We start from the raw sequence: 25,644 nt of genomic DNA, 5'->3' as shown, positions 1-25,644 counted from the left end.
TGACAGGGGTGGAGGAGCCATGGGGCGAGCGCTGCGAGCCGATGCCGAGCGCAGTGTGCGCGCGATTCTGGAAGCGGCCGAGAGGGTGCTCGCCGAGGATCCCGGCGCGCCCATGGAGCAGATCGCCGAAGCGGCGGGTCTGGCCAGAACGACGGTGCACCGACGGTTCGCGAACCGGCAGGCTCTCATCGAGGCATTGGCCTCCTCCGCGAAGCGGCAGCTCACCAACGCCATCGAGGACGCCCACCTCGACACCGCGCCTCCGCTCGTCGCGCTGCACCGCGCCACCGCGAACACGCTGCGGGTCAAGAGCGCCTGGCGGTTCACGCTCGGCAATCCCTTGGCCGAGAGCGGTGTCGCCACAGACGTCTGGGCCGAGATCAACGCCCGGTGCCTCGAATTCTTCGGCCGGGCGCAGCGCGAGGGACTGCTCGACCCGGCCGCGGACCTGGAGTGGACGCGCAGGGTGTACTACGCCCTCATCGGTGAGGCTCTGCACGGGCCCGGTGCGGACCAGGGCACACAAGACCCGGACGCACTGGCCACGCGCATCGTCGACACGTTGCTGCACGGTGCGGGACCGCGCGGCTGAGCCGCACCTACATGACGAAGCGCCAGGCGACCCGTTCTGGCCATCAAGCAACAAGGGCTGCCTGACGTGGGCCGATGACCTCCCAGCGGGTCGGCTGGGCGCGCATGGGCCACGCCAACCATCCGCTGGCGGCACGCGGCCGTTCTACTGCCAGGCCCGCGTGCCGCCAGGTCGCCTACCGGCCTCGTCATGCCGGTGAGCAGCCCCAAACGGCCTGTTGGTCACCACCAGGCGGGGACTTCGGGCTGATGGCCTCACGCCACGTCGGTGGCGTCCTTGCCCCCGCAGGGGCCGCATTCCGCCGGGCAGGTCCGGAAGGTGGAAGGAGTAGCGGCCCAGCAGTCCGGTGATCCCCGGCCTGCGGGCAGCGGACCCGGCCGCCCAACGCCGTGAAGGCCGAGGCATGCCCCGTTCCCTCGTCTGGCGTACGGCGTATACGAGGCCCGCTTCGTTGTGCGTGATGTGATGGCGGATGGCGAGGAGCGGGTTGACGATCGCGGTGGCCCTGGGGCCGCGCCGATCCACGATGTGGGCTGGCCCTACCGGGTCGACCAGCTTCGCCGCGCGCTGAGGGCCGGGGCTGAGGACGCCATCGCCCGGCGGCTGGGGGTGCCGCCGACTCGGTTCCTGACCTCGTGCGACGCCGCAGCCACGGCCGGACCTGGCAGAGCCGTGCCCGGGGTCTGGCCGTAGTCTGCTTCCCATGGCCGACACCCAGACCCTTGCGCCCCGTGAAGCCTTCGAGATGCTGCTGGCCGGCAACCAGCGGTTCGTCGCCGGTTCGCCGGAGCACCCGAACCAGGACGCCGCTCGCCGTACGGCGGTCGTACCCGCGCAGAACCCGTTCGCCGTGCTCTTCGGCTGCTCCGACTCCCGCCTGGCCGCCGAGATCATCTTCGACCGCGGGCTGGGCGACCTGTTCGTGGTCCGCACCGCCGGACACGTCGCGGGACCGGAAGTGCTGGGCAGCATCGAGTACGGGGTGAGCGTGCTCGGCGCCCCGCTGGTCGTGGTGCTCGGCCACGACGCGTGCGGCGCCGTCGCGGCCACCCGCACCGCCGTAGAGGACGGCACGGCGGCGGGCGGCTACGTGCGGGACGTGATCGAGCGGGTGACCCCCAGCGTGCTGGCCGCCCGCGCCGCCGGGCGCACCGAGGACGCGGACTTCATCGCCGAGCACATACGGCACACCGTCGACCTGCTGATGGACCGCTCCCGCGTCCTGGCGCAGGCGGTCGAAGCCGGCCGGGTGGCGATGGTGGGTCTGTCGTACCGGCTGGCCGACGGAACGGCCCGCCTGGTCACGGCCCGCGGCCTTGAGGTACCCGCAGACGCGGTTTCGTGATGCCGGGTGTTCAGCGTTCCTGAAGGTCCGGCGCGACCTTGAGCTCCTCGGCGCCGATTGCCAGCGGCCACAACTCAACGGCCAATGTCGGGGTCGGCGTGCATCCGGTGGGCCTTCCGGCAGGACCATCGAACGGCGTCGGTGCTGGTCACTGGGAGGGCCGGGGCCCCGCGGCGCGGCGGAGCCGGTTGGCGATCGCCAGTCCCAGCCCTTCTTCCACCGGCAAGGACGTGACGATGAGGTCGCACCCCCGCTGGTCGAGCTCGCGCAGGAACCCGTACAGCCCGCGCGCGTAGGCGGCCATCGAGCCGGGGACCGCCGCCACGGCGTGCGCCTTCACCGGGGCGCCGGCGAAGGAGGGGGGAAGAATAACGCCCACCTGGTGCCCTAGCTCCTGCGCGAGCTCCGCTTCGGCGACGACCTTCTCGGGCTCGACGAGGACGACCCGCGCCCGCGGCGCGTAGTGTGACGGATGCTGGCCCGGCACCCGAACGTGGCTGGTCGAGTGGACCGCAAGTGGGCACCCCAGCACCGCTTCAAGGTCCTCGCGTGTCACCCCGCCGGGCCGAAGGACGCTCGGGGCATCGCCCGTGGCGTCGACGATGGTCGACTCGACGCCGACCTCGCAGGGGCCGCCGTCCAGCACGAAGTCGACGGCATCACCGAGCTCCGCACGGACGTGGTCCGCCGTTGTGGGGCTGACCGAGCCGAAGCGGTTGGCGGACGGGGCCGCCACACCGCCGCCGAAGGCCGACAGCAGCGCGAGTGCGACGGGGTGGTCGGGCACGCGCACGGCCACCGTCTCCAGTCCACCAGTCGCTTCGAGGGGCACCCGGCGACCGCGCCGCAGGACCAGCGTCAGTGGCCCCGGCCAGAAGCGTTCGGCCAACAGGCGCGCGGTTGTGGGCACGTCCTCGACCCAGTCGCCCAGGTGCTCAGCGCCGCCGATGTGGACGATCAGCGGGTGGGAGGGCGGGCGCCCCTTGGCCTGGAAGATGCGCGCGACCGCGGCGGGATCCTCGGCGTTGGCGCCCAGACCGTAGACGGTTTCGGTCGGGAAGGCCACCAGGCCTCCGGCGCGCAGCACACCGGCCGCCTTCTCGATGTCACTGCTTCTTGCCGTCACTCTCGCAATCCTCTCACTGCTCCGCTCCCCACGTTCCGTGGTCCGATCGGCGCATAACGACGAACCAAGGCCGACGGCACCGCGTGAGCCCGCACGCATGAAAGCCGTCCCGGCGGCACGGGGGAGTCCACCGGGACGGCTCCGCTCAGCGTAGGGCAGCCGGGCCTGGTCGGGCGCCTACGCGGACTTCTTGACCATGGTCTCGCCACAGCCGGTCCACCGCATGACGTCCCGCATGCGGTCGGCTGCGCGCCGCGGCGGGAGTGGCGCGGTCCGGATCACGGGCGCTGGGCAAGGACGTCGGCGACGCGGGAGGACTGCCACCCCGGCGGAGGCGGAGGGGGGATGTAGTCGGTGGCCGTACAGAGGTCGTCGTGCCCTCTCCGACGGCATAGCCCCCTGTCCGGTGTGACAGAGCCGTCTGTGAACGTCCGTCGACTGGGCGAAGGGTACGGGTACGTACCCGTACCCTTGAGGGATGGGAAGGAGTACGACGATGTCTGATGCCAATGTCCGTATCCCCGAGGAAGCCAAGGACCGGCTGGCCGCCATCGCAGCCGCCGAAGGCCTGTCGCTACGCGCCTACCTGGCCCGCCTCGCCGAAACCCTCCTGACTCCACAAGAACGCGCCGAGCGCGCAGAGCAGGCCCGAGCGGCACTGGAAAAGTGGAACGGCTACGCCCCGTCCACGGCTGAGGAACACGACCTAGACAGTGAGCTGGACCGGCGCCTTGCCGAGGTGAAGAGCCGGTGACTGAGGCCATGCACATCGTGCTGGACGAGACGGCGATGGCCGCCGCCGGCCAGGGCAACATCCTCGCTTCCCGGCTCATCCACCGGGCTCACGCCGAATCCGGCTGGTTCCTGTACGCCCCGGCGTGCGCACTGGTCGAGGCAGAACGTGCCCGGCCGGGAACAGCCGAGCATCTGGCCGCCTTACCGGGCATCACGGTCGTCGACCTGGACCTGGCCGCCGCCCTGACTGTGGCGCGCGAGGAAACATGGGCGGCGGCGCACAGCCAGTACGCGGCGCAGCCCACGCCTGATCGGCCGGACGGCGCGATCGTTGCCACCACCGTCCCGAAGCGGTGGGAGGGCGAGCCGGTCCGCGTCCTGGACTTGAACCCCTGAACCGGTCCCGCGCCGGCGCGGTGGCGTTCCGAGGTGATGTCAGACCTGCGGCCTAGGATCCGGCCGTGACAATCGAACTGAATGATGAGCGCATCGAGCTCGAACGGGCTGCGTGGGCCGAGCAGCAGGCGAACACATTGACGGCGGAGGCTGCGGCACGGGTGCAGATGGCGATCACCGCGCACGCCCGGGCGACAGAGCAGAACCGGTATGAGGTGGAAAAAGAGCTCAAGCGGGTTGTCCGGCATCCTGCCGCGGAGTAGCCCACGGAAGCACGCGAGCCCTGGCCTCCTTTGTCCTGTGAAAGTAATTCTTGAGCGTGTGCCATTGAAGATGGAGCATGCCTAGACGAGTTATTCCGATGTGATCAGTGGTAGGCGATCAGGGATCGCTTGACGGGTTGGCCTGTCTTGTCGTTCAGCCAGATCGCGGCGGTGAGCGCCAGGATGCGTGTCAGTACCCGGGCGATCACTCCGGAGGGAGTACGCCCGCCGTGTTGTTCCAGGTCGAGCTGCCCTTTGAAGGTCTGGTTGATCGACTCGATGACCTGCCGCAGCGGCCTGAATAGGTGTGCCCCGGCCCGTTCGGGTTCGCCCTTGCGGGCCGGGCGCAACAGTTCCAGGTGACGATCGGTGAGATCGCGCTCGAAGTCGCGGCCGTAGTAGTTCTTGTCGCCGATGATCGTTTGTCCTGGATGGGTGGCGGCGACGTCGGGTGCGGCGTCAAGCATGGCGCGCAGTGTTTCGCGTTCGTCGGCCTTCGCGCCGGTGAGCGCGAACAGGACGGGCAGTCCGCCCAGCGTGCACACCAGGTGCAGGCGCAGGCCCCAGAAGTACCGGGAGTGCGACGCGCAGTAGCCGTACTCGGCCCAGCCTGCGAGGTCCGAGCGCTTGGCGGTCTCTCGGGAGCAACCGCAGCCGACCGGGGTGGAGTCGACCACCCACACGTCGTCGCTCCACAGTGAGGTGTCCTGCGCCAGCATCCTGATCACGTGCGTGACCAGCTCGGATGCGTTGCGGAGCCGCTTGTTGTAGCCGGACTGCTGAGGCAGGTACGGGAAGAGGTGCCGGAAGTCTCGGCCGGCGCGCCGCAGCCACCGCCGCTCCGAGGTGTAGCCGAGCAGCGCCGACATCACCGCGACGGTGACCAGTTCGGCGTCACTGAGCGTGGGCGCGATCCCGACGGCCGGACGCCGTGGAGCCAGATGCGGCGAAGCCTTCAACGCGTCGTCGATCCTGACGTACAGTGCCGTTGCGAGGGTGTCCAAGTCTGTCATCACACACCAACATTGGACGCCCTCGCGTCATGTCCGCAGGCCACCTCTTGGACTCGTTCAGGGATCCGAGGCGGTCTCCACTGTGGTGACTATGCGTCGCGGTCATTTCGCAGGGCCTGGATGAGCCAGGCGTACACCGGGATCAGGTTCGGCACTACCTGCCAGCCGTTGACGATCCAAACCAGCCGCCAGTACTGGTCCACCCTGGGATCGTGCGCTTCTTCGAACTGCTGGGCCATCCAGTCCCGGAATTCCGTGTCAGGGGTGCCCGCGAACACCTCGGCGAAGCGGTGCACAAGGTCGTCGATGACGGGTGCGACTCTGTTGCTGAGCGGGTCGATGCCCGACTCCATGGCCTCGGCCACCTTCTGACGGGTGAACTTCATCAGTTCCTCGCCGGCCTCGCTCTCGATGTCGAGCGTGCGCCCGGCGGCCTGGCACATGGCCGTCCGGCGCATCCGGGCCCGGAAGTCCTCGTCGCCGACCAGCTCGGCGAGCTCCACCCACGCGGCGACCTGCTCGCTGGACGGATCATCGGGGAGGTCGGGAGTGGCAGCGCGAACCATTGCCACCGCGGCTGGGTCAGCATCCACTGTGCCGAAGGTGCCATCCATGAAATCGTCGATCAAACGTCGGCGTTCCTCGCCGGACAACTGCGTGAGCCTGTGCATGAGCTTGGTCTCCTCGGGATTGGACCCGCGTCTGGCCACGACTCGCAGAACGCTCCGACGCAATAGCAGCACCCGGATCTGGACGTCCATGGCGTCGGCGTGCGCCGCGGCGACTTCCGCCACCGAGAGCTCGCGGTCCAGTACCCGTTGAATCGTGGCCAGGTCCATGCCCAGCTCGCGCAGTGTGCGGAGGAGTTCCAGACGAAGCAGTGCGTCGAGGTCGTAGAGCCGATAGCCGGCGGGACTTCGGGTGGTCGGCGCTACCACCCCCGAATCGGAGTAGAAGCGGATGGTCCTCACGGGCAAGCCGGTCCGCCGGGAAAGCTCCCCGATCGAGTAGAGGGTCGTAACGTCCATGTCCCCAACTCTGCTGTCTCCAGTCACTGGAGACTCAAGGCTATTCTCCAGCTGGGCCCCGACCGAGACGTCCTCCGAGTTGCTGAGCACGCGTCACGTGGTTTCCGCTGACCGCCAGGACGACGGGCACGCCTTGCACTCGCTGGGCGGGCGATGGCAGCGACATGTGCCACCGCTCGCTGGCGACCTATGGCTACGAGCCCTTGGACTCATTCATCTAGTGCTGGATTCCGCTTTCGCTGGGTATAGGCCCTGGTGGCGGGGTGGTTCGGGTGCTCGGGGGCGGGTGCTGAACGGTGGTGTTACGGGCACGGCCGAGCCGTGACGAGAACGAGCAACGGGTCGTACGTCGACTGTCGCGAGCACGCAAGGCACCGCGCGATCTGGTGGTGCGGGCACGCATGGTGGAGCTGAGCTGGTCCGGGCAGCGAGTGCCGGGCATCGCGGACGAGTTGAGGTGCAGTCCCAAGACAGTCCGATGCTGGTTGCACCGCTTCAACCGCTCTGGCCTGGACGGACTGGAGGACCTGGGCGGGCAGGGCCGCAAGCGGCGGATCACAGAGGAGGAACGCTCAAGGATCATCGGCCTGGTCAGACAGCCGCCTCCAGGTTGGCTGACCGTGCAGGCCGACGGTGAGCTGGCCGCGGCGGATGAGTCCGGGCCGCCGGAGTGGACCCTTGACGCACTGGCCGCCGAGGCCCGGCGGCTAGGCATCGAGATCGGCCGCGGCCAGGTCCGCCGGATCCTGCTGGCCGAGGGAGCCCTCGCCGGCCAGTCCTTCGCAGGACCACCCGAGATCGAGCATGCCACCCGCCTCGCAACATCCCAGCTCAACGCCCGAGCCCGGCCCTGGATATGGGGACGACCCGCACCTTCAACCCGCGTCTTACGGCGCCGGTATGTATACACCGTTTGAGGAATCCAGCACTAGTTGGCAGCTTTCACGGTCTGGCCGATGCCGTGGGGCCCGCAGTGCACGATGGTCTTGCCCAGGGCTTCGAAGACGGGCTTGGCTTCCTCGAAGTCGGAGGCTTCTCCGCCGACCGTGATCGACAGGAGGCCTTGGATCGCGCCTACCTCGCCGCCCGCGACGGGGGCATCCAGGACGCGGATTCCCTACTCGGCGGCGTTGTTGGCCAGCTCGATCGAGGTCTGTGGGGCGATGGTGGACATGTCGATCAGCAGCGTCCCGGGCTGGGCGTTGGCCAGAATTCCCTCAGGGCCGTAGGCGACTTCCGCGACCTGGGGGGAGTCCGGAAGCATGGTGATGACCACGTCGGCATCGCGGACTGCTTCGCGAATCGAGGCCGCGGCCTGGCCGCCCGCCGCCAGGAGAGGGCCGCTCCTGCCGTCGGTGCGGTTCCAGCCGTGCAAGGTGTACCCGGCCTTGGTGAGGTTGACTGCCATGGGGCTGCCCATGGTGCCCAGGCCGATGAAGGCGATCGTCTTCAGCGCAAGACTCCTTTTGTTGTGGCGTGTAGGAGGACCGGGGGTCAGGGGAGGAGGAGCTGTTCCAGGTCTGCGGGTGGCTGGCGGCCGATGAGGGATCCGAGCGGCATCGGGGAGCCGGTGTCACCGGCGAGGATTCCGCCCAGGAGGTCACCGGTGTCCTGTCGGAGGAGGACCTTGGCGTAGCGGGTGGTGTCCTCGGCGAAGACGGCTTCGAGGGCTTGGCCGCCTTCGGGGTGGGTGGTGCCGAAGGTGGCGACGTTCACGCCGAGGAGTTTGAGTGTGGTGGAGGTCGTATCGGTGCCGTCGAAGGGCTCGGTGTCCTTCCCCAGCAGTTGGCGTGCCACGTTGTCGGCCATGCGGTATCCGGGGGCGACCAGGCCGTAGCAGCTCCCGTGTACCACTGCGCATTCGCCGATGGCCCACACATGTTCGTCGGAGGTGCGGCAGTGGTGATCGACGATGATGCCGCCGCGCTCGCCCCGCTCCAGGCCCATGGCGACGGCAAGCTCGTCCCGCGGGCGGATGCCTGCGGCGAAAACCACCAGGTCCGTCTCAAGGACGGTGCCGTCCGAGAGGGTGACAGCACGTACCGCTCCGTTGGGGTGGGCGTCGACCGACGCGGTGGCGGTGGCGCAGTGCAGGTGTACGCCGAGGTCGGCGACGTGCTCGTGAAGCACGCGGGCTGCGCCCGCGTCAAGCTGCGTCGGCATGAGATGGGGCGCCGTTTCCACGATGTGGGGGCGCATCCCCAGCAGCCGCAGGGCGTTGGCTGCTTCCAGGCCGAGGAGTCCGCCTCCGACCACAACGCCTGGGCGGCCGGTGCGTGCGGCGGCGCGGATGGCGTCGAGATCGTTGAAGGTGCGGTAGACGAAGCAGCCGGTCAGGTCGCGGCCAGGGACCGGAGGGACGAACGGGCGCGAGCCGGTGGCCAGCACCAGGGCATCGTAGGAGACCTGATCGCCGGCGGCTGTTTGGACCGTACGGGCTGTCCGGTCGACCGATACTGCAGGGCAGGCCAGACGAAGGTCTACCCGGGGGTCGCGGAGGAAGTCCTGTCCGGCAAGGGTGAGGTCGCTCTTGCTCTTGCCCTCCAGATAAGAGGACAGGCCGACACGATCGTAGGCGGGGTCATTCTCTTCGGCCAGGATGACGATGCGCCGGGCGGACTCGGTGTCCAGAGCCCGCAGTTGCTCTACGAGCCGGTGGCCGACCATGCCGTGTCCGACGACGACAAGCGTGCGGGTCACGATGCCTTCTCCAGTTCGTTCCTGATCTCGCGCGCCCAAATGCCGCAGAGTTCCTCGACCGCCTGGCTGCAGCCGCCGCAGCCGGTCGTGGCACGTGTTGCTGCGGCGAGGGCCGTGACCGTGCGGGAGCCTTCCTGCCATGTGTGGATCAGGGTCTGTTTCGTGACGTTGTTGCAGAGGCAGATCAGGGCGTCTTCGCTCGCCTCGGTGCTGTCCGACGTGGGCCTTGGCGGTAGTCCCAGGAGAAGACCCAGTCGGTCGGAGGGAAGCCGCTGCCTGCGCTTGTGGAGGAAACCGATCGTGGCGATCGCCTGCGGCAGACCGAACAGCACAGCACCGACGACGCGCTCGTCGCGCAGCGTGAGCCGCGCGTATCGCCGGTTGGTGTGGTCGGTGAGCGTGACCAGCCGGGTGCCGGGTTGTTCGAGATCGTCTGGTGAGCCGATGCAGGACACGTCGGCCACATGGGTCCGCAGGCGCAGGGCGGACGGGGCGGGCTGGTAGGCCGCGGGGCGGCCGCTGAGGATCTTGGCGAGGGCCTCGGCCTGCTTCCAGGCGGCATTGATGCCGGCCATGGTCTGCCCGTCGTGTTCGGCGCAGTCACCGATGGCGTGGATATGAGGGTCGCTGGTGCGCAACTGGTCGTCGACCACGACCCCGTCACGGACCTTCAGGCCGACCTCGTGGGCGAGCCGGGTGTTGGGGGTGGCGCCGGTGCACAGGACGAGCGTGTCGGCGCGGAGCATGGTTCCGTCATCCAGACGCAGGTGGCCTGGTGTGTGGCGCACAGCGGTGTTGCCTCCGAGTACGGTCACCCCTGCCTGCTCCAGTCGCTCGGTGAGCATGCTGCTGCAGGTCTCGCCGAGCCGTTCGTACAGGGGGTGGGGGCGGTCACAGACCAGGGTGCTGCTCGTGCCACGGGCGGCCAGCGCGCTCGCTGTCTCCACCCCCAGTGGCCCTCCGCCGAGCACCACAACGGTCTCCCCGGTGATCTGGTCGCAGTCGGTTGCGGTGCGCAAGGTGGTCACGCCTGGGGCCAGGCGCCCGTCGGGGCCGACCACGCCGGGGATGTTGGGGATACGGGGGCGTGCGCCCGTAGCAAGGACCAGGGTGTCGTAGGGGTAGGTAGCCTCGGCCCCGTCCACTTGCGCCCGCACCTGGCGCTGTTCACGGTCGATGCCGGTCACCACGGTGCCCAGGTGTACCCGGGTCTCGGGCAGGGGCGGCAGATGCGTCGCTGTGGGTGTGACCTGGCCGGCGACGACGGATGGCAGCAGAGGTCGGTGGTAGGCGGGCTCGGGTTCGGCCCCCAGGGTGGTGATGGCTCCGTCATGGCCGTGGTGACGTATGCGTTCCGCGAGCCGGTGGGCCGCTGGGCCGTAGCCGACGATGAGGACATGGCTCAAGGAGTCACTCCTGGTGGGGGTCGATCCGCACGGCGCACACCTTGAATTCGGGCATGCGGCTGCGGGGGTCCAAAGCCGGGTTGGTGATCAGGTTGGCCCGGCCTTCGCCGGGGAAATGGAAGGGGACGAACACGGTGTCCAGACGCATCGTTGCGTCCAGCCGGATCCGGGCCGTCATGCTGCCGCGCGCGGAGGTGACCCGAGCAAGGCCCTGGTCGGCCAGGCCGGACCGGGCCGCAGTATCGGGGTGAACTTCGATGAACGGCTCGGGAACAGCCTCGTTCAACTCCGCGACCCGGCGGCTCTGTGCTCCGGATTGGTAGTGCGCCAGAACCCTGCCGGTCGTGGCGTAGAGGGGGTAGCTGGAGCTGATGTCCTCCGCCGGTCCCCGGTGCTCCACTTCGGTGAATCGCGCCTTGCCGTCGGTGTGCGCGAACCCGTCCAGGAAGAGCCTCGGCGTACCCGGATGCGGCTCCTGGGTGTCCGGGCAGGGCCAGTGCAAGGTCTCCCCGGCGTCCAGACGGTCGTAGGAGATACCGGAATAGTCGGCCCTACCGCCGCGAGAGGCGGCGCGCAGCTCCTCGAACACGTCCCTTGGGGCGGTGGGGAAGCGGCTTGCCGGCTCCCCGAGCCGCACAGCAAGGTCATGCAGTACCTGCAGATCACTGCGTACCTGCCCCGGAGGCGACAGCAGCGATCGGCGGCGCAGTACGCGGCCCTCCAGATTGGTCAGGGTTCCCTCCTCCTCGGCCCACTGCGTAACGGGCAGCACCACATCAGCCATGCAGGCGGTCTCGGAGGGGACGAAGTCGGCCACCACCAGAAGATCAAGCGACGCCAGCCGCTCGGCAACGCGAGAGGAGTGAGGGGCCGAGACAACTGGGTTCGACCCGCAGACCAGAAGCCCCCGCGGCCCCTGATCGCTGCCCAGCGCGTCCAGAAGTTCATAGGCGCTGCGCCCGGGGCCCGGCAGGTCCTCCAGCGCCACGCCCCACACGCTGGCGACGTGGGCGCGCGCTGCCGGATCCGTGATGGGCCGATAGCCGGGCAGCTGGTCGGCTTTCTGCCCGTGTTCCCGGCCTCCCTGGCCGTTGCCTTGCCCAGTCAGGCACCCGTACCCGCTGCGGGCCCGTCCGGGCAGGCCAAGGGCGAGAGCGAGGTTGATGAAGCCTGCCACGGTGTCCGTGCCATTGCTGTGCTGCTCGACACCACGGCCGGTCAGAACGTAAGCGTTCCGGGCTTCGGCGAGCATCCGAACGGCTTCGCGCTGCGCGCTCGCAGGAACGCCGGTGATCTCCTCGACCCGCTCGGGCCACCATGCCATCGCCCGCCGCGCGGCAGCATCGAAGCCGCCGGTGCGCTCTTGGATGTAGTCCTGGTCAATCAGCCCGTCCACGATGGCGATGTGCAGCAGGCCGAGCGCGAGCGCGAGATCGGTGCCGGGCGCGGGCTGCAGATGCAGTGCAGCACGCTGGGCCGTCGCGGTGCGCCGCGGGTCCATGACGATCAGCTCGGCCTGCTCGAGGTGCTGCATCAGCGGCGGCATGGTCTCGGCGATGTTCGCACCGGCCAGCAACACTGTCTGTGCGCCCCTGAGGTCGGTGACAGGGAAGGGCAGCCCCCGGTCCAGTCCGAAGGCCGCGTTGCCCGCTGCTGCGGCGGACGACATGCAAAACCGGCCGTTGTAGTCGATCTGGCTGGTGCCCAGCGCGAGGCGCGCGAACTTGCCCAGCATGTAGGCCTTCTCGTTGGTCAGGCCTCCGCCGCCGAAGACCGCTACCGCATCCGGGCCGTGCACGGCGCGGATCCTGCGCAGGCCTTCGGCCACCGTATCCAGCGCGGTATCCCAGGAAGCTTCAACGAGCTGGCCGTCCGGGCGGCGTACCAGCGGCCGGGTCAGCCGGTCAGTGGCCGCCAGGACGTCGGGGGCGGTCCAGCCCTTCTGGCAGAGCCGACCTCGGTTGACCGGGAAGTCGGCCGGCAGCACTTTCACACCGACTTCCCAGTCACCGCTCAGCCGCGTGCCGCATTGCAGGGCGCAGTACGGGCAGTGGGTGTCCGCCTCCGGTATGGGCAGAGGCAGTTCAGACACGGCTGGTTTCCTTGAGTGCGTCCGTGGTGTTCTCGTCCGTTGCAGGCTTGCGGCGCAGGTAGACGGCCCAGAGCAGTGCCATACAGAGCGCGTAGTAGACGAGGAAGGTGAGGAAGGCGGGAGTGCCGGAGCCGGAGCCGTCGGTGTAGGAGAGCTTGAAGGTGACATTGATGGCGGCGCCGCCGAGTGCGCCGAGTGCACCTGCGATCGCGATGACCGCGCCGGACAGGCGGCGCGAACGGGCGAACGCGGCACTCGCATCGCCGCCGGAGGTGACCTCGTCCTCGGCCTTCTTCGCGAACACCGAGGGGATCATCTTGTACGTCGATCCATTACCCAGACCACTCAGGACGAACAGTGCGGTGAACCCCGCGATGAACAAGCCGAAGGAGTTCAGGCCGGCTGCGACGATGAGCACGACGGTTCCGGTGCCCATGCCGAGGAAGTTCCAGAAGGTGACCCAGGCTCCGCCCAGGCGGTCGGCCAGCCAACCGCCCAGCGGGCGGGAGCAGGATCCCAGCAGCGGACCGAGGAAGGTGTAGCCGACCGCTTCCAGCGGGGAGGCGCCGAACTCGTTCTGCAGGACCAGTCCGAAGGCGACGCCGTAGCCGATGAACGAGCCGAACGTGCCGATATAGAGGATCGAAATCCACCAGGTGTCACGGTCTCGAGCAGCCTCGAGCTGAGCGCCGGGCTCGGCCCGTACGGCGTCCACGTTGTCCATCTTCCATGCCGAAAGCAGCGCGATGGCCACGATCAGGGGCAGGTAGACGGCCGCGACGTAGGAGGGGTGCGTGTCGCCTGCGACCGAGATGACCGCGAGCCCGATGAGCTGGACCGCTGCGACGCCGAGGTTGCCGCCTCCTGCGTTGAGGCCGAGAGCCCAGCCCTGGTGGCGCAGCGGGTAGAAGGCGGTGATGTTCGTCATCGAGGAAGCGAAATTGCCTCCCCCCACTCCGGCTACCGCGCCAATCACCAAGAACACCCACAGGGGGGTGCCAGGCCGTTGTACGAAGTACAGGGCCAGCAGAGTGGGAACGACCAGGACCCCGGTGGCGAACACGGTCCAGTTTCGTCCGCCGAACCGGGTCACCGCGTAGCTGTAAGGCAGGCGCAGCAGCGAGCCGACGACGGTGGGGGTGGCGACCAGAAGAAACTTTTCACCGGGGTCGAAGCCCAGGCCGATCTCCGGGGACATGAACAGCACGAGTACGGACCACAGCGTCCATACCGAGAACCCGACGTGCTCGGAGAGGACCGAGAGAATGAGGTTGCGGCGGGCGACGCGGTGGCCGCCCTTGTTCCAGGCGTCTTCGTCCTCGGGATCCCAGCCGGTGAGCCAGCCGCTTCGTTTGGCGAGTGTGTCAGCCATGTTGTGCTCCGGATGTGTGAAAGCTCTGGGCAAGGGCCGGGCCCCGGCGAGGGTCGCTCGCCTGGTCCCGGCCGGCAGGTGAAGACCGCGACCCCTGTGGGGCCGCGGCGTGCTGCTCAGGCGGAGTGCATCGACGTGGGGGAAACAGCCTGAGGAACAGCAGATGGTGCTGCCTGACACAGAAGTTGAGGTCCAGCGCCTTGACCTCTCGGTTCTGCTCACTCAGTAAGCGCGACAGGCACCTGGCGTCGGCAACCGAGCAGGTCCAGTGCGCACTCCACATCGTCAGTCTCACTGATCATGCCTCGCTCTTCGGGGGCGAGGAAGCCTTGGTCGACGAGGTGGTCCAGGAGGCGGACCACCGGGTCATAAAACCCGTCCCGGTTGACCAAGACGAGCGGCTTGCGGTGGAAGCCGAGCTGATTCCAGGTGGCCGCTTCCATCAGCTCGTCGAGAGTGCCGATACCGCCGGGCAGGACCGCGAACGCGTCGGAGAGCCGGTACATCAGCGCCTTGCGCTCGTGCATGTCGCGTACCACGAAGACCTCGCCCTGCACGTCCGTGGGCTTCTCACGCTCGCGCAGGCTGAACGGGACGACGCCGGTGACCCCAGCCCCGCCATCCAGTACGCCTTTGGCGACGGCGTGCATGACGCCTGTGCCGCCGGCGCCGTAGACGAGACCAGTGCCGCGGGCGGCCATGGCCACACCGAAGTCGTAGGCGAGGCTGACGTGTTCGACGCCAACGCCGGAGCGGGAGTCGCAGAACACGGCGATCCTGCGGGTGGGCGTAGTCGTACTACTACTGAACACGATTTCTTCTCCAGGACAGACACGGGTGATCGGACCCCATCGTCGGGGTCACTGGTTGAGGGGTGTTCCGGTCAGGAGGTGCGTTGGGCAGTTGCCCATTCACCGGCCGTTGTTGTGAGCTGGGCCAGCAGCGCTGGGTCGAGCTTCGTGGCAGCTCGCTTCGGCGCGGGGTCGATGCCGGCATCCCGCACGATCTCCCAGACAGTAGATGCGGCCACCTTCACCCCGAGGACCAGCAGTTCCTCGTGCACCCTCCGTAGCCCCAGGCGGAATTCCCCTGGCCAAGCGCACCGCCAGGGCGCGGACCGAGCGCACGGTGCGCGGTCTGCCGGGGCGCGTGGAGCGCCAGGCGGCGTGGCGCCGTGCTACCTCCCACCAGCACGGATGAGATTCACAGGCGCAACGTCCGCGTCCCCCGCCACCACGTCGAACACCGCTAGGACGGACAGGAGATCAAACTCGGCATCTGGCTCTCCTACATCAAAAGTCCGCAGCGGCGGGCCAAACTCACCCCCGACAGCCTCCAGGCCCTCACCGAACTTGGCATCGGATAAACGGCGGGCCAGCGTTCTGTCGTCAGCGACCGCGGTGTCGCACCGCACCCGTGGGCGCCGGGCATGTATCCCGCCGCGGGGGGCCCGTCCCCGGGAGGTCAAGTTAGAAGGCCCAGGAGACGGTGCCGTCGCGGACGATGAGGATCGCCAAGACGGCTAGATCGGCTAGGCCGAGCAGGATCGCCGTCGTGGCCAGGCCGGGGCGGCTGGTGCGGTGTTTGAACGCGGTGATGGATAGCACGATGGCTGCCGGGCCGAGGAAAATGTTTCCGGCAAGGAGCCCCAGCGTTCCGAGGGTGAAGGCGGCGACGGCGCGTGCGTCGGCGTCGGACACGGACAGCCGCTTGAGGGGAACTACCCGGGTAGCTTTCTGCACGCTGGTTGTCCGAGTGGCCATCTCATGCTCCTTCGTCGCATTGGCCGTTGTGGCGTTCGTGGTACCAGAAGCCGCTGAGGACGGCGGCTATGGCACCACCCAGGGCGGCGGAGATCGCCGCCGGGAGATGGGCGACGGTTCCGATGCCGAGTCCAAGGAGAAATAGCGAGTAGACGGCAACCATCTGCATGTCCTAACTAGGCATAGGGGTGTTGGCCACCGTTTCGCTCTCGTGGCTTCCGGTGGCAGTGCCCGGCGCGCGGGCGGGGTCGGGTCGGCCGGGCATCCACCAGTTCGCGCGTCCCATCAGGCGCATGGCCGCGGGAACGAGGAGGAGGCGGACGAGAGTGGCGTCGATGAGGACGGCGAGGGCGAGGCCGATTCCGAGCTGCTGGATGGGAACCAGACCGGCGAATCCGAAGGCGCCGAAGACGGCGACCATGAGGATGGCCGCCCCGGATATGAGCGGTGCGGTGCGGGTGAGGCCGCGGCTGACGGAGGTCGTGTTGTCGCCGGTGGCGACGTACTCCTCGCGGACGCGGTCGAGGAGAAAGACCTCGTAGTCGGTCGCGAGGCTGAACAGCAGGGCCAGGAGCAGCACCGGGATGAAGTTCTGCAGGTAGCCGGTGTGGTCGAAGTGCAGCAGCTCGGTGCCGTAACCGTCCTGGAAGATCAGGACGAGGACGCCGTAGGTGGCGGAGATCGACAGGAGGTTCATGGCGATGGCCTTCAGCGGCAGCAGCAGGGAGCGGAAGGTCGCCAGAAGCACGAGGTAGACGGCGATCAGCATGACCGCGACGACGGGGACGAGACCGTCCTGGATGACCTTGTTGGCGTCCGTGTCCTCGGCGGTCTCGCCGCCGACGACCGCGGTCATCCCCGCGGACAGGTGGCTGGTGCTGTCGCGCACGTCGGTCAGCAGGTCACGGGTTCCGGAGGTGGAGGACGGGGAGTCGGGGACCACCTCGAACACGATCTTGGTCTTGTCGGCGGAAACGTAGTGGTGAATCACCTGCCGCGCCTCGCTGGGCAGCTTGTCGTACCCGGGCTTGTTGAGGGCCTGGTACTCCGCTCCGTCACGGGCGGTGGGCGAGAGGCCCTTGAGTACTCCCTCGGCGGAGTCGACCCGGGCGACGTGCGGCAGGTCTTCCAGCCGGTTCTGCAGGTCGGCCAGTTCCTTGTCCACGTCGGCGGTTCCGGCCTTTGCGGGCGCGGTGACGACGACCTGCATGGGCGATGTGGCGCCGTCACCGAAGGCGTCCTGGATGCGCTCGTAGCCGGTTCGGACGGAGGAGGACTCCGACAGGATGCGGGCGTCGGGGGAGAAGATCTGCATCTTGACGGCCGGAGAGGCGAGCGCGAGCAGTCCGGCGACGACGACCGTGAGGAAGACCACCGGGCGCTTCATCACCTGTGCGGAGATGCGGTACCAGTGGGAGTCCTCCAGGCGCGTGTTGTTGCGGCGGCCAGGAAGACGGATGCGTCCGGCGTTGATGCGGTGTCCGAGCAAGTGCAGCAGGACGGGGAGGAACAGGGTGCTGGTGAGGACGGAGAACGCCACGACGACCACGACGCCGAGCGTGATGGAGAAGATCACGTTGAGCTTGATCAGGAACAAGGCGCACATGGCGATCACGATGGTGCCGCCGGAGGCGACGATGGTGTGCCCGGCGGTGCGCAGCGCGCCGGCGACCGCATCGGTGACGGTGTGGCCGCGGTCGAGCTGTTCCTTGAATCGGCTGATCATGAACAGCGAGTAGTCGATGCCGACCCCGAGGCCGATCATGGTCGCCGCGCTCTGCACGAAGACGGACAGCTCAAGGTGGCGGGCAACAGCGCCGAGCAGTCCGACGGTGAAGACGATTCCGCTGATGCCGCTGGCGAGGGCTGCGCCGACGGACGCGAGGCTGCGGAAGAGCAGCAGCAGGATGATGATGGTCAGCGGGGCGGTGATGATCTCAGCCTTGGCCAGGGAGGACTGGCTGAGAGCATTGACCTCCCCCCAGAAGGACGCGGGACTGACGAGCGAGGCGTCGATGCCGTCGGCCTTGTAGCGCTCGGAGATCCGCTTTTCGATGGCCGGCAGCTCGCGGCGGGCGGTGCCGTCGTCGAGGTTGATGGCGACCGAGTGGACGACGGTGCGGTCGTCCTTGCCGACGTACGGCTTCTTCAACGCGCCGGTGAGGGTGGTCCAGCCGCTGATCCCGGTGACGTGGAGCTGGTCGTCGTGGCGGACGTCATCGACGACATCCTGCACGCGGTTGGCGAACGCGGGGTCGGCAACGGTGTGCCGCCGGTCGTGGACGACGAGCGTGGCGGTGGTCTTCCCGCGGCCGGTGAACCCGGTCTGGAGCTTGGTGGCCGCCGCGTCGGAGCCGGATCCCTGCACGTACCAGCCGCCGCCGGAGAGGTTGCCGGCAATGGTGGCGGCCGAAGCGCCGGCGAGAACGAGAAGGGTGACCCAAGCCACCACGAACCATCGCCCCCGGCGGGAGATGAGCTGTGCGAGACGGGTCGATCGGTCGGGCGGGGCGGAGGCGTTGGGCATGAGTGATCTCTCGTAAGGGTGGCTTGTCATGCACCGCTGTGAGCAGTGCTTTCGCCGAGCCGTGAACCGACTCAGCGTCAGTCAGCCGGGTAGCCCGAGGGGATCTCGCCCTCGGGCTACGCGACTGTCGGTTCGTCGCGCTGTTGCCAACGAGCCGCTGGCAACGCGCTACTGGAGTCCTGCGGTCAGGTTCCGGTAGCAGTGGCACGCCGCCTGGAGGTTCCAGACCCGCCGGATCACCGCCGCTCGAGCAGCCCTTCGAGGGCGTCGGCGAGTTCTCGGATCGTCGGATGGTGCCAGACGATCGTCGGTTCGACCACCAGCCCGAAAGTGTCCTCGATGTCGCCGCACAGGGTCAGGGCGTACACCGATGTGAATCCGAGGTCGGCGAAGGGGGTGTCGTCGCTGAACGAGTCCGGGGCGAGCTCCCCGTACGTCACGACACGGCCGCGGAGCCAGTCACCGATATTGGTCCGCGTGAGCTGAGTACTGCTCATGCTTCCTCCTGGAACATCTCTTCCTCGCGACCGGGAGGGCGCACGCCGCCCGGACCGCCGAGGCACGTATCAAGAGCGGCAGCGCGCTCCAACTGGGGGGTCATGCTTTGCTTCCGTCGAGGTCAAGCTCCATACGGGCCTTGAGAGCCAAGGAACCGCTGGTGTGGATGACCTTCAGCTCACCGTTGAGGAGTTTCTTCCGGGTGAGCTGACGCTGGATCTTGCCGCTCGTCGTCTTCGGAATGGCGCCGCGCCGAACCAGCACGACCGCGACGGAGTCGAGCGAGAATTCGGCGGCGACGGCACGCCGCGCGCGTTCGACAGCTTCCGGATCGAACGTCTTGGCGTGCTCAGCGACCAGGACGACTCCTCCGTCGTCCCACTCGAACGCCGCGGTGACCGCGTCGCCGCGACCCGTAAGGTGGCCGGCGAGCGACGTCTCGACGTCCGTGGGGTAGATGTTGCGACCGTGCACGATGACCAGGTCCTTGATCCGGCCGGTCACGAAGAGTTCACCCTCGTGCAGAAACCCGAGGTCGCCGGTGCGGAGAAAGGGGCGGCCGTATCCGCCGGGGCGGACTCCGAAACTCTGGGCGGTTTCGTCGGGCCGCCGCCAATAGCCGCCGGCGATGCTCGGCCCGTGCACACAGATCTCACCGACGGTGCCGTCCGTAACGGGCGAGAGCGAAGCCGGGTCCACGATGACGACCTCGTGCTCCGGCGTCGGCGGTCCGCAGGACACCAGCACCGCCGCATCCGCACTCGCGGAGCTCACGGCACTGCCCTGTTCCAGCGCGGCCGGGTCCACCGCCAGCGTGCCGACCGAGGTATCCGGCCGCTTGGCCGTCACGATCAGCGTGGCCTCAGCCATGCCGTACGCAGGCACGAAGGCGGACAACTGGAAGCCGCAACGCGCGAATCGGTCGGCGAACCGCTGCAGTGTGCTGATCCGCACGGGCTCGGCCCCGGTGATGACCGTCCGCAACGATGACAGATCGAGCTCTTCGAGCTTTTCGTCGGTCACGAGGCGAGCGCACAGGGCGTAGGCGAAGTCGGGGCCGACGGTGGCGGTGCCTCGATGTTTCGTGATCAGCTCGAGCCACAGCGCAGGCCGGCGAAGGAACAGCGCGGGACTCATCGCAATGAGCTCGGCTCCCGCGAACGCAATCTGGAGGTACATGCCCACGAGGCCCATGTCGTGGTAGTGCGGCAGCCATCCGACCGCGACCGTGTCCGCGTCGATGCCGGTGACAGCAGCGATACTTCGTTCATTGGCGACGAGGTTGCCGTGGGTGATCACGACACCTTTGGGCTGGCCTGTCGAGCCCGAGGTGTACTGCAGTACGGCCACGTCGTCCGGCGTGAGGCCAGGTTCCTCCCACGCTTCGGCATGTGCTGCGTCACCAAGGTCCGAGAGACGCCACAGCGTCAGGCCTTCCATGCCGCTGAGCTCCTGGGCCACACTCTCCGTCGTCATGACAAGAGAGCTGCCGGCATCGGCCGCAATGGACACGACCCAGTCGCGGATGGCCTCAAGGTGCCGGCCCGGTGTGACCGGTGCAGGCACCACCGTCAGCCCTGCGTACATCGCTCCGTACACGGCCCGCAAGAAGTCGAGGCTCGGCTCGAATGCGAGCAACGCCCGGTCGCCCGGCCGGTATCCGGCACGCCACAGCCTGACAGCTTCATGGCGGCCCATGCGGTCGAGATCGGCGTAGGTGACGCGCGTGGACTCGTCTCGTGTCACATGGAACCGAACTCCGCGGCCATCATTCCGAAGAGCGGATCGCCGCAGCGCGTCGACCATGGTGAGGACGTCGGGCGCGTCAACATTCGACGATATTTGAACCTGTTCATGTATGTGATCAGGAACCATAGCAGGTGGTAACTCCTGGGTGATAGACCCGATTCTTCAGCCGCTCGCTCGATCGTCGTCGGCGGCGGTTCGGGGCGCCGTCATTGCGGCGGACCGTTGATTCGGAGGAAAGGGTCGAGGTGCTCGGAGGGCTTGGTGCCGTGGCGCCCGTCATGGGGGGAAACTCTTGCCGTGCGGTTCATCGAGCCGCTGACCTACGGCGATGCGCACGTCTCAAGGGAATCCGAAGAGTTTCCCACCCATGGTCGGCGGACGAACGTCCCCTGCGCCGACAGCATCAGCAGGTCGGCCGGGTCGGCCCTGGCCGGTCAGACGGCCGTGGGCTCCTCGACGGACGCCCTCTTTGCTACCCAGTTCTCGAACGCCGGGATGTCGGAGAAGATCCAGTCGGAAATCGAAACGATCGACAGGTTCTGCACCATGTCGGTGATCGTCACGACGGGGACGCCGCTGAGGTGGGCGGCGTACATCTCCATGGCAGTACCCATGCTTGGCATGGAGTTCGGCAGATAGGCGATGCATAGGTCGCACTTCGCGGCCTCGCTCGTCATCTCCCTGAACGCCGTACGCACCTTCTGAACGGCGTCCGGGGCGCTGTCCATGTGCGTGGCCTCGGAAAGGCTGCCGAGCATCTGCTGCACGGCGTCACGGGTCTCGGCGGTGGCCAGGAGTTCCAGGACGGGCGTGCTCGGGTCGAAGCATTCGACGCCCGGGAGGTGGGTTTCGAGGATCGACGCGAGCGCGGTCCGATAGGACTGATCCTCGATGTTCCAGCCCTGGTTCGAGCCTTGGATCGTGCCGGCAATGAAGATCCGTTTGAAAGTCATTCGTCGTCCAACGAGTAAGGTGCGACTGCACGGGTGGGGTCGGCTATCTGCTGATAGATGCGCGCTGCCCCGATGAGATGGTCACTGAGAGTGGCGGAGTCCAGAGCCAGGCTCGTCTCCAGTTGGCGCCACACGGTGGCCGCCCTGTCATCAGAGCCGTGGAGAACGGCTCCTTGGCCGGAGCGCAGCCAGATGTCATCGGCGCGGAAGTCCCGCTCCGCGAAGCCGTGCAGAGGCAAGATGGCTTCCGTCGTGGCGCGCAGATCCGGCGAGACGGCCCGCACGGACACGCTCGTCTGCTCCGGATGCGTCAGCAGGGCCTTCATGTCCCGTGCGAAGTCGTCGGGAACGAACTCGGACGACGACCGGAGCGAGAAGTGCCGGCTGAGGACGGTGGCGTTCTTGGTCGGGCTGAACCGCGAGTAGCTGAGCCGGATGACGTATTCGCCCTCGCGCGCCGTGTACCGGGCGCTGAGACGGGCGAACCGCTCCTTTCCGTCCGCGTCGAGGCGCACGGGTGCCGCGGGAACCTCGACCGACGACGAGCCCTGCTCGACTTCGCTTGCGGGGAAGCGGATCGGGTCGAGATGGAGCAGGTACGGGTCCAGCACGACGATGTCGCCGCCGTCCTGGAACACGGCTGCCACGTGCCGTTCGTCCTGCAGGAGGGTTGCCGGCGGCGAGCCGAGGGCCTCTGCCCTGCGCGCGACGTCAACGGTCTGGTAGATGCAGGCGGCGCCGAGGCGCGCATCGGGATCCTGCCCGTACACGCGGTGGTACTCGGTCGCGCTGTTGTAGGGCATTTCGACGAGCGTCGCGTGCAGAGCCGCCTCGAACGGGTCGAAGTCAGCGGTCCGCGTGGCCGGTGCGACCTTCGGGAAATCTGTCGTAGGCATCAGGTGAACCGCTCTTCAAGCTCGGTTTCGTCGTCTGCGAGCACGAGTTCGCGCAATTCCTTGCGGCGAATTTTCCAGGTGGAGGTTCGCGGCAATTCGTCCCAGGTGACAACGATCGGGTCGCCCATCGGGGCGAGTCCGGCGGAAGCAGCCTTCCACGCTTCGTCGGACAGCGTCCCGGAATCGAGGCACACTACGGGCACGGGCGCACGCTCGCCCCGCGACAGCAGAACAACTTCGCGGGCCCCTTCGATTCGCTCGAGCAGGACGCTCTCGACCTCGGTGGCGCTGACACCCGGAATGGCATCGAGCGCTCGGTCGACGAACTGAATTCGGCCGAGGCAGTCCTTGTAGCCGACGTCTCCGGTGTTCCACCAGCCGGCCGACTTCTTTGCCTCATAGCGATCGGTTTCGCCGAGATAGTCGACGAACAGGGACTTTCCTCGCACCATGAGGATTCCCGTCTGTCCACGGCGAACGGGAGCACCGGTGTCAGGGTCGACAACCTTGGCCTTCATCAGCCCGGGCCAAGCCCAGCCCATGTTGTTCATGTTGTCGTTCACGGAGCCAGCAAGCTTGTTGATTTTGCGGCGGGTGTACCCGCCGCCCGCAATCGGGCCGACTTCGCTCTGCCCCCAGCTGTGGCCCCACATCACCCGGCTGTGGCGCGACGCATTCATGAACGGGCGCGCGATCGACGGATGCATCATGTCGAACGTGTTCAGGTAATAGCGGACTTGAGCAAACAGTTCGGGCCGGCGGCGCACCAGGGGAATCCAGTGCTGGAAGACGTTCGGCGTGGCCTCGATGGTGGTGGGCCGCTGGGATTCCATGACGCGTTCGACATCGTGCGCGTCGTGGGTGCTTCCGATGAGGAGTCGCTTAGGCGCCCAACGGAACTGCGCAAATGCCCACGCATATGCTCGCGAATGAGCAAACGAGATGGAGCTGAGGCAGACGTCGTCGGGCCGGTTGACGATGATCGGCATCGGAAGCAACTCGAGTCGAGTCGCCGCGCGATTGGTCTCGGCCGTATGCACGACGAGCTTCGGCGTGCTCGTCGTGCCCGACGTGTGGGTGATCATCATCGGCTCGTCGTCCGGCCTGATGCTCATCTCCGGGACGGGCGACCCGGCGAGCTGCTCCAGGGGGATGCCGGCGCTGTCGTCGGCCGCCTCGCCAAGGAGGATGGTCCGGCCGAACGTGCTCAGATCGATCCCGGCCCGAGCCGCTGTTTCGAGCGTCTTTGCGGAGATGACGGTGACCACGGGCTGCAGCCGCTGGAGCATCTCGAGGAGGTGAGCCGGCCGGTTGGCAGCCGAAATGGTCGCCGCAATGGCCCCGATGCGCGCGGCCGCGGCGGACAGCATGACGACATCGAAGTGGTTCTCTTTGATGACGGCAATGCGATCGCCACGTCGGGCACCGGCTGCGTAGAGCCAACCGGACGCATCGGCGACGAGACCGGCAAGGGCCTGGGCGTCGTAATCGACGCCGGCATTCGGCGCGATGTCGAACGGGCGGTCAAGATGCAGGGACGTCGAACGGGCCTTGTCCGCGTGCCAGTCGAACAGAACGGCAAGGTTCTTGGGCGGATTTGATTTTCGCTTCATCAGGTGCCTTCAGCCGGGAGTCGGGGCTATCCGATGTAAGAGATAGGAAGGATTGCGCAAGAGAAGGCGAGCATTCCGAGGCAGTTGACCCAGAACGCCGTACCGACAAAGCGTGCGCGGATGTGGGCGTACGACGCCATGAGGAAGTACGCGATGACGCCGGTCACGGCGGCGAGGCCGACTCCCTCAGTGTGGAGCCCGACAACAAGGCCGGCAGCCGCCAGCACCTTGATGCCGATCAGAGCCCACCACCAGTCACGGGGGAATCCGACGCCGCTCAGGCAGTCGTGAATAAACTTGGGCGGCCGGATCGAGAGCATGGCGTCAATGAAAAGAACCGCCGCGAGGATTGCGGGCAGCCACCAGGGGTCCGGAAGAAGAAGGAGCTTCATCTACGGGGTCTCCAATGTGCGGATTTCAGCATTTCAAGTGGGCCGTTCACGTCTGAGCACCACTGTCAGCCCAGGCGTGATCGTTTCGAGATAAGACAGTTCGCCGCGCGCGATTGCCGCGATGCCCCCTCAGTCGAGTTCAGCACGACCGACTCGACTCCCCCGTCGGTTTCGTATCAGGGATGTTCGATTCGCCGCTGGTACCTCGGAGGCTTGCGTGACTATGGCCCGCCGATCATGATCCATCACCGCACGGCGACGCAACTCAGCCAAGTGAAAAAGTCGTGAAGAGATTACTAGGCAGTAATTACTACTGCCTAGTAGGTGGATGCTGCTCGACGTCACGCACGGTCTTGCAAGCCACCCACAGCAAGCACCAAGCGAGCACGCACACCTCAACTCGCGAGTCAGAATTATGAGTTGACACTGCCTGCACCTCGACAGCACCCAAGTGGCAGGCGACAACTCGCATGCATCAAACGAGAGTTGATACCCATCAACTCGCGTGCGCCCACAAGGAAATAAGGGAGGGGGGTCGAAACTTCAAGATCCCGCACGGCCCCGTGACGCGGGGAACCATCTGATTGGCGTCGACGCTGGCAATAGTCGGCGCCTCCCTCCTGTGCGACCCGCCGTGGGTAGATGAGCAGGAGTCTGACGATTAATAACTCCTCGATTTCTAAGGTCTGTTGACCCGTAGGATTCGGATGTGTCGGAAGGGGTCGAGGCGGGGCTGGCGGAGGCGTTCGAGCTGTTGCTGCCGCATCTGGATGAGCGGCAGCGACGACTGGTGCTGGGGGCCGCTGCCCGTGCGTGGGGCACGGCGGGATTCGCCTGGTGGCTGGTGCTGCGGGGTGGCAACGCACCGGGCTACTTGTCCTGACGCCGCACCGGGCCAGCGTCTCGGCGACGAGTTCGGGGGTCACCCACCGGGTCACCGCCCCCAACCGCACATGATCAGGTAAGCCCACCCAGGGATGCATGTCGAGTCCAACGACCGCATCGCTCCAGCGTCACGACGAACTGCATGCAGTGTACAAGCAACGGCATTGGCCGGGCATGTCGAAGTGGAACAAGATCGAGGTGCGCCACGAGGCGCCACTGTTACCGGGCAGGGGTGCAAGACCCCTGCCGCCGGGCTGTCGCAGTAGTCCGGTGAAGCTGAGGGCAGCCGATCCGTGGAGA

At 67.4% G+C, this 25,644-nt stretch carries 25 protein-coding genes and 1 pseudogene; 7 read left to right on the top strand and 19 right to left on the bottom strand.

The genetic code is table 11. From position 1 onward, the window contains the following. The first annotated feature begins 19 nt into the window (after nt 1–19). Nucleotides 20–592, top strand: coding sequence for a TetR/AcrR family transcriptional regulator (locus tag J7I98_RS28425; protein ID WP_214927891.1), 573 nt, complete (start codon nt 20–22; stop codon nt 590–592). Between the two features lie 703 nt (nt 593–1,295). After that, nucleotides 1,296–1,937, top strand: coding sequence for a carbonic anhydrase (locus tag J7I98_RS28420; RefSeq protein ID WP_214927890.1), 642 nt, complete (start codon nt 1,296–1,298; stop codon nt 1,935–1,937). 148 nt (nt 1,938–2,085) lie between these two features. Here the strand turns inward: J7I98_RS28420 and J7I98_RS28415 are convergent, their stop codons facing one another. Beyond that, nucleotides 2,086–3,063: an L-threonylcarbamoyladenylate synthase gene (locus J7I98_RS28415; protein WP_214927889.1), complete on the bottom strand. Its 978-nt coding sequence runs from the start codon at nt 3,061–3,063 to the stop codon at nt 2,086–2,088. A gap of 496 nt (nt 3,064–3,559) precedes the next feature. Between J7I98_RS28415 and J7I98_RS28410 the strand changes: the two genes are divergently transcribed. The 3 genes from J7I98_RS28410 (at nt 3,560) to J7I98_RS28400 (ending at nt 4,457) form a co-directional block, all read left to right on the top strand. Then, on the top strand, nt 3,560–3,817 hold the full coding sequence (locus tag J7I98_RS28410) for a hypothetical protein (RefSeq protein WP_214927888.1): 258 nt from the start codon (nt 3,560–3,562) through the stop codon (nt 3,815–3,817). An 8-nt stretch (nt 3,818–3,825) separates the two neighbouring features. Continuing rightward, the gene (locus J7I98_RS28405) at nt 3,826–4,194 is read left to right on the top strand and encodes a hypothetical protein (protein ID WP_214927293.1); all 369 of its coding nucleotides are present in this window, start codon (nt 3,826–3,828) and stop codon (nt 4,192–4,194) included. Between the two features lie 65 nt (nt 4,195–4,259). Further along, nucleotides 4,260–4,457, top strand: coding sequence for a hypothetical protein (locus tag J7I98_RS28400; RefSeq protein WP_214927887.1), 198 nt, complete (start codon nt 4,260–4,262; stop codon nt 4,455–4,457). Between the two features lie 104 nt (nt 4,458–4,561). Here J7I98_RS28400 and J7I98_RS28395 read toward each other — a convergent pair whose 3' ends face one another. Both J7I98_RS28395 and J7I98_RS28390 read right to left on the bottom strand, forming a co-directional pair. Further along, the gene (locus J7I98_RS28395) at nt 4,562–5,473 is read right to left on the bottom strand and encodes an IS982 family transposase (protein ID WP_214927886.1); all 912 of its coding nucleotides are present in this window, start codon (nt 5,471–5,473) and stop codon (nt 4,562–4,564) included. A gap of 86 nt (nt 5,474–5,559) precedes the next feature. Beyond that, nucleotides 5,560–6,498: a MerR family transcriptional regulator gene (locus tag J7I98_RS28390; protein WP_214927885.1), complete on the bottom strand. Its 939-nt coding sequence runs from the start codon at nt 6,496–6,498 to the stop codon at nt 5,560–5,562. Nucleotides 6,499–6,794: 296 nt separating this feature from the next. Between J7I98_RS28390 and J7I98_RS28385 the strand changes: the two genes are divergently transcribed. Beyond that, complete coding sequence (locus J7I98_RS28385) at nt 6,795–7,415, top strand: helix-turn-helix domain-containing protein (protein ID WP_308377972.1); 621 nt, start codon at nt 6,795–6,797, stop codon at nt 7,413–7,415. A gap of 14 nt (nt 7,416–7,429) precedes the next feature. Here the strand turns inward: J7I98_RS28385 and J7I98_RS28380 are convergent. The 16 genes and pseudogenes from J7I98_RS28380 to J7I98_RS28305 all read right to left on the bottom strand — a co-directional run. Continuing rightward, a pseudogene (locus J7I98_RS28380) lies at nt 7,430–7,996 on the bottom strand (NAD(P)-dependent oxidoreductase); the annotation flags it as partial. After that, nucleotides 7,993–9,198, bottom strand: coding sequence for an FAD-dependent oxidoreductase (locus tag J7I98_RS28375; RefSeq protein WP_214927884.1), 1,206 nt, complete (start codon nt 9,196–9,198; stop codon nt 7,993–7,995). The gene J7I98_RS28375 and the pseudogene J7I98_RS28380, both read right to left, overlap by 4 nt. Then, nucleotides 9,195–10,604, bottom strand: coding sequence for an FAD-dependent oxidoreductase (locus J7I98_RS28370; RefSeq protein ID WP_214927883.1), 1,410 nt, complete (start codon nt 10,602–10,604; stop codon nt 9,195–9,197). The genes J7I98_RS28375 and J7I98_RS28370 overlap by 4 nt, the downstream gene beginning before the upstream one ends. Nucleotides 10,605–10,608: 4 nt before the next feature. Then, a complete protein-coding gene (locus tag J7I98_RS28365; RefSeq protein ID WP_214927882.1) occupies nt 10,609–12,696 on the bottom strand; it encodes a molybdopterin oxidoreductase family protein in 2,088 nt (695 codons plus the stop codon). Continuing rightward, the gene (locus tag J7I98_RS28360; RefSeq protein ID WP_214927881.1) at nt 12,689–14,068 is read right to left on the bottom strand and encodes an MFS transporter; all 1,380 of its coding nucleotides are present in this window, start codon (nt 14,066–14,068) and stop codon (nt 12,689–12,691) included. Before J7I98_RS28360 ends, J7I98_RS28365 begins: the two co-directional genes overlap by 8 nt. A 218-nt stretch (nt 14,069–14,286) precedes the next feature. Next, entirely contained in the window at nt 14,287–14,880 is a 594-nt protein-coding gene (locus J7I98_RS28355) for a TIGR00730 family Rossman fold protein (protein WP_308377971.1), read from the bottom strand. Nucleotides 14,881–14,951: 71 nt separating this feature from the next. Beyond that, the gene (locus J7I98_RS42995; RefSeq protein WP_374225180.1) at nt 14,952–15,131 is read right to left on the bottom strand and encodes a hypothetical protein; all 180 of its coding nucleotides are present in this window, start codon (nt 15,129–15,131) and stop codon (nt 14,952–14,954) included. 406 nt (nt 15,132–15,537) lie between these two features. Beyond that, nucleotides 15,538–15,831 (bottom strand): DUF4190 domain-containing protein, encoded by a 294-nt coding sequence (locus tag J7I98_RS28345; protein ID WP_251021324.1) that lies wholly within the window; start codon nt 15,829–15,831, stop codon nt 15,538–15,540. Between the two features lies 1 nt (nt 15,832). Beyond that, nucleotides 15,833–16,000, bottom strand: a complete 168-nt coding sequence (locus tag J7I98_RS28340) for a hypothetical protein (RefSeq protein WP_214927902.1) — start codon at nt 15,998–16,000, stop codon at nt 15,833–15,835. A 3-nt stretch (nt 16,001–16,003) separates the two neighbouring features. After that, nucleotides 16,004–18,358: an MMPL family transporter gene (locus J7I98_RS28335; protein ID WP_214927880.1), complete on the bottom strand. Its 2,355-nt coding sequence runs from the start codon at nt 18,356–18,358 to the stop codon at nt 16,004–16,006. A 236-nt stretch (nt 18,359–18,594) separates the two neighbouring features. Beyond that, complete coding sequence (locus J7I98_RS28330; protein WP_214927879.1) at nt 18,595–18,855, bottom strand: acyl carrier protein; 261 nt, start codon at nt 18,853–18,855, stop codon at nt 18,595–18,597. Nucleotides 18,856–18,955: 100 nt separating this feature from the next. Beyond that, nucleotides 18,956–20,602, bottom strand: coding sequence for a fatty acyl-AMP ligase (locus J7I98_RS28325; protein WP_214927878.1), 1,647 nt, complete (start codon nt 20,600–20,602; stop codon nt 18,956–18,958). A gap of 437 nt (nt 20,603–21,039) precedes the next feature. Then, nucleotides 21,040–21,558: a hypothetical protein gene (locus J7I98_RS28320; RefSeq protein WP_214927877.1), complete on the bottom strand. Its 519-nt coding sequence runs from the start codon at nt 21,556–21,558 to the stop codon at nt 21,040–21,042. After that, on the bottom strand, nt 21,555–22,454 hold the full coding sequence (locus J7I98_RS28315) for a hypothetical protein (protein ID WP_214927876.1): 900 nt from the start codon (nt 22,452–22,454) through the stop codon (nt 21,555–21,557). The genes J7I98_RS28320 and J7I98_RS28315 overlap by 4 nt, the downstream gene beginning before the upstream one ends. Beyond that, the gene (locus J7I98_RS28310) at nt 22,454–24,067 is read right to left on the bottom strand and encodes a class I adenylate-forming enzyme family protein (RefSeq protein WP_214927875.1); all 1,614 of its coding nucleotides are present in this window, start codon (nt 24,065–24,067) and stop codon (nt 22,454–22,456) included. Before J7I98_RS28310 ends, J7I98_RS28315 begins: the two co-directional genes overlap by 1 nt. A 26-nt stretch (nt 24,068–24,093) precedes the next feature. Next, on the bottom strand, nt 24,094–24,459 hold the full coding sequence (locus tag J7I98_RS28305; RefSeq protein ID WP_214927874.1) for a DoxX family protein: 366 nt from the start codon (nt 24,457–24,459) through the stop codon (nt 24,094–24,096). A gap of 709 nt (nt 24,460–25,168) precedes the next feature. Between J7I98_RS28305 and J7I98_RS28300 the strand changes: the two genes are divergently transcribed. Further along, nucleotides 25,169–25,342 (top strand): hypothetical protein, encoded by a 174-nt coding sequence (locus tag J7I98_RS28300; protein WP_251021332.1) that lies wholly within the window; start codon nt 25,169–25,171, stop codon nt 25,340–25,342. Nucleotides 25,343–25,644 lie beyond the last annotated feature (302 nt).

Origin of the sequence: Streptomyces sp. ISL-98 (assembly GCF_018614055.1) — a bacterium.
Taxonomy (GTDB): domain Bacteria; phylum Actinomycetota; class Actinomycetes; order Streptomycetales; family Streptomycetaceae; genus Streptomyces; species Streptomyces spiramyceticus.
Note: the sequence above shows the minus strand (reverse complement) of the source record. Positions and strands in the feature narration are given on the sequence as shown.

What these genes read in the sequence shown, in the direction of transcription:
- J7I98_RS28305 (WP_214927874.1), bottom strand. Translation starts at nt 24,459, where the DNA reads ATGAAGCTCCTTCTTCTTCCGGACCCCTGGTGGCTGCCCGCAATCCTC.
- J7I98_RS28320 (WP_214927877.1), bottom strand. Translation starts at nt 21,558, where the DNA reads ATGACTTTCAAACGGATCTTCATTGCCGGCACGATCCAAGGCTCGAAC.
- J7I98_RS28335 (WP_214927880.1), bottom strand. Translation starts at nt 18,358, where the DNA reads ATGCCCAACGCCTCCGCCCCGCCCGACCGATCGACCCGTCTCGCACAG.
- J7I98_RS28420 (WP_214927890.1), top strand. Translation starts at nt 1,296, where the DNA reads ATGGCCGACACCCAGACCCTTGCGCCCCGTGAAGCCTTCGAGATGCTG.
- J7I98_RS28425 (WP_214927891.1), top strand. Translation starts at nt 20, where the DNA reads ATGGGGCGAGCGCTGCGAGCCGATGCCGAGCGCAGTGTGCGCGCGATT.
- J7I98_RS28390 (WP_214927885.1), bottom strand. Translation starts at nt 6,498, where the DNA reads ATGGACGTTACGACCCTCTACTCGATCGGGGAGCTTTCCCGGCGGACC.
- J7I98_RS28360 (WP_214927881.1), bottom strand. Translation starts at nt 14,068, where the DNA reads ATGGCTGACACACTCGCCAAACGAAGCGGCTGGCTCACCGGCTGGGAT.
- J7I98_RS28315 (WP_214927876.1), bottom strand. Translation starts at nt 22,454, where the DNA reads ATGCCTACGACAGATTTCCCGAAGGTCGCACCGGCCACGCGGACCGCT.
- J7I98_RS28405 (WP_214927293.1), top strand. Translation starts at nt 3,826, where the DNA reads ATGCACATCGTGCTGGACGAGACGGCGATGGCCGCCGCCGGCCAGGGC.
- J7I98_RS28410 (WP_214927888.1), top strand. Translation starts at nt 3,560, where the DNA reads ATGTCTGATGCCAATGTCCGTATCCCCGAGGAAGCCAAGGACCGGCTG.
- J7I98_RS28340 (WP_214927902.1), bottom strand. Translation starts at nt 16,000, where the DNA reads ATGCAGATGGTTGCCGTCTACTCGCTATTTCTCCTTGGACTCGGCATC.
- J7I98_RS28330 (WP_214927879.1), bottom strand. Translation starts at nt 18,855, where the DNA reads ATGAGCAGTACTCAGCTCACGCGGACCAATATCGGTGACTGGCTCCGC.
- J7I98_RS28345 (WP_251021324.1), bottom strand. Translation starts at nt 15,831, where the DNA reads ATGGCCACTCGGACAACCAGCGTGCAGAAAGCTACCCGGGTAGTTCCC.
- J7I98_RS28310 (WP_214927875.1), bottom strand. Translation starts at nt 24,067, where the DNA reads ATGAAGCGAAAATCAAATCCGCCCAAGAACCTTGCCGTTCTGTTCGAC.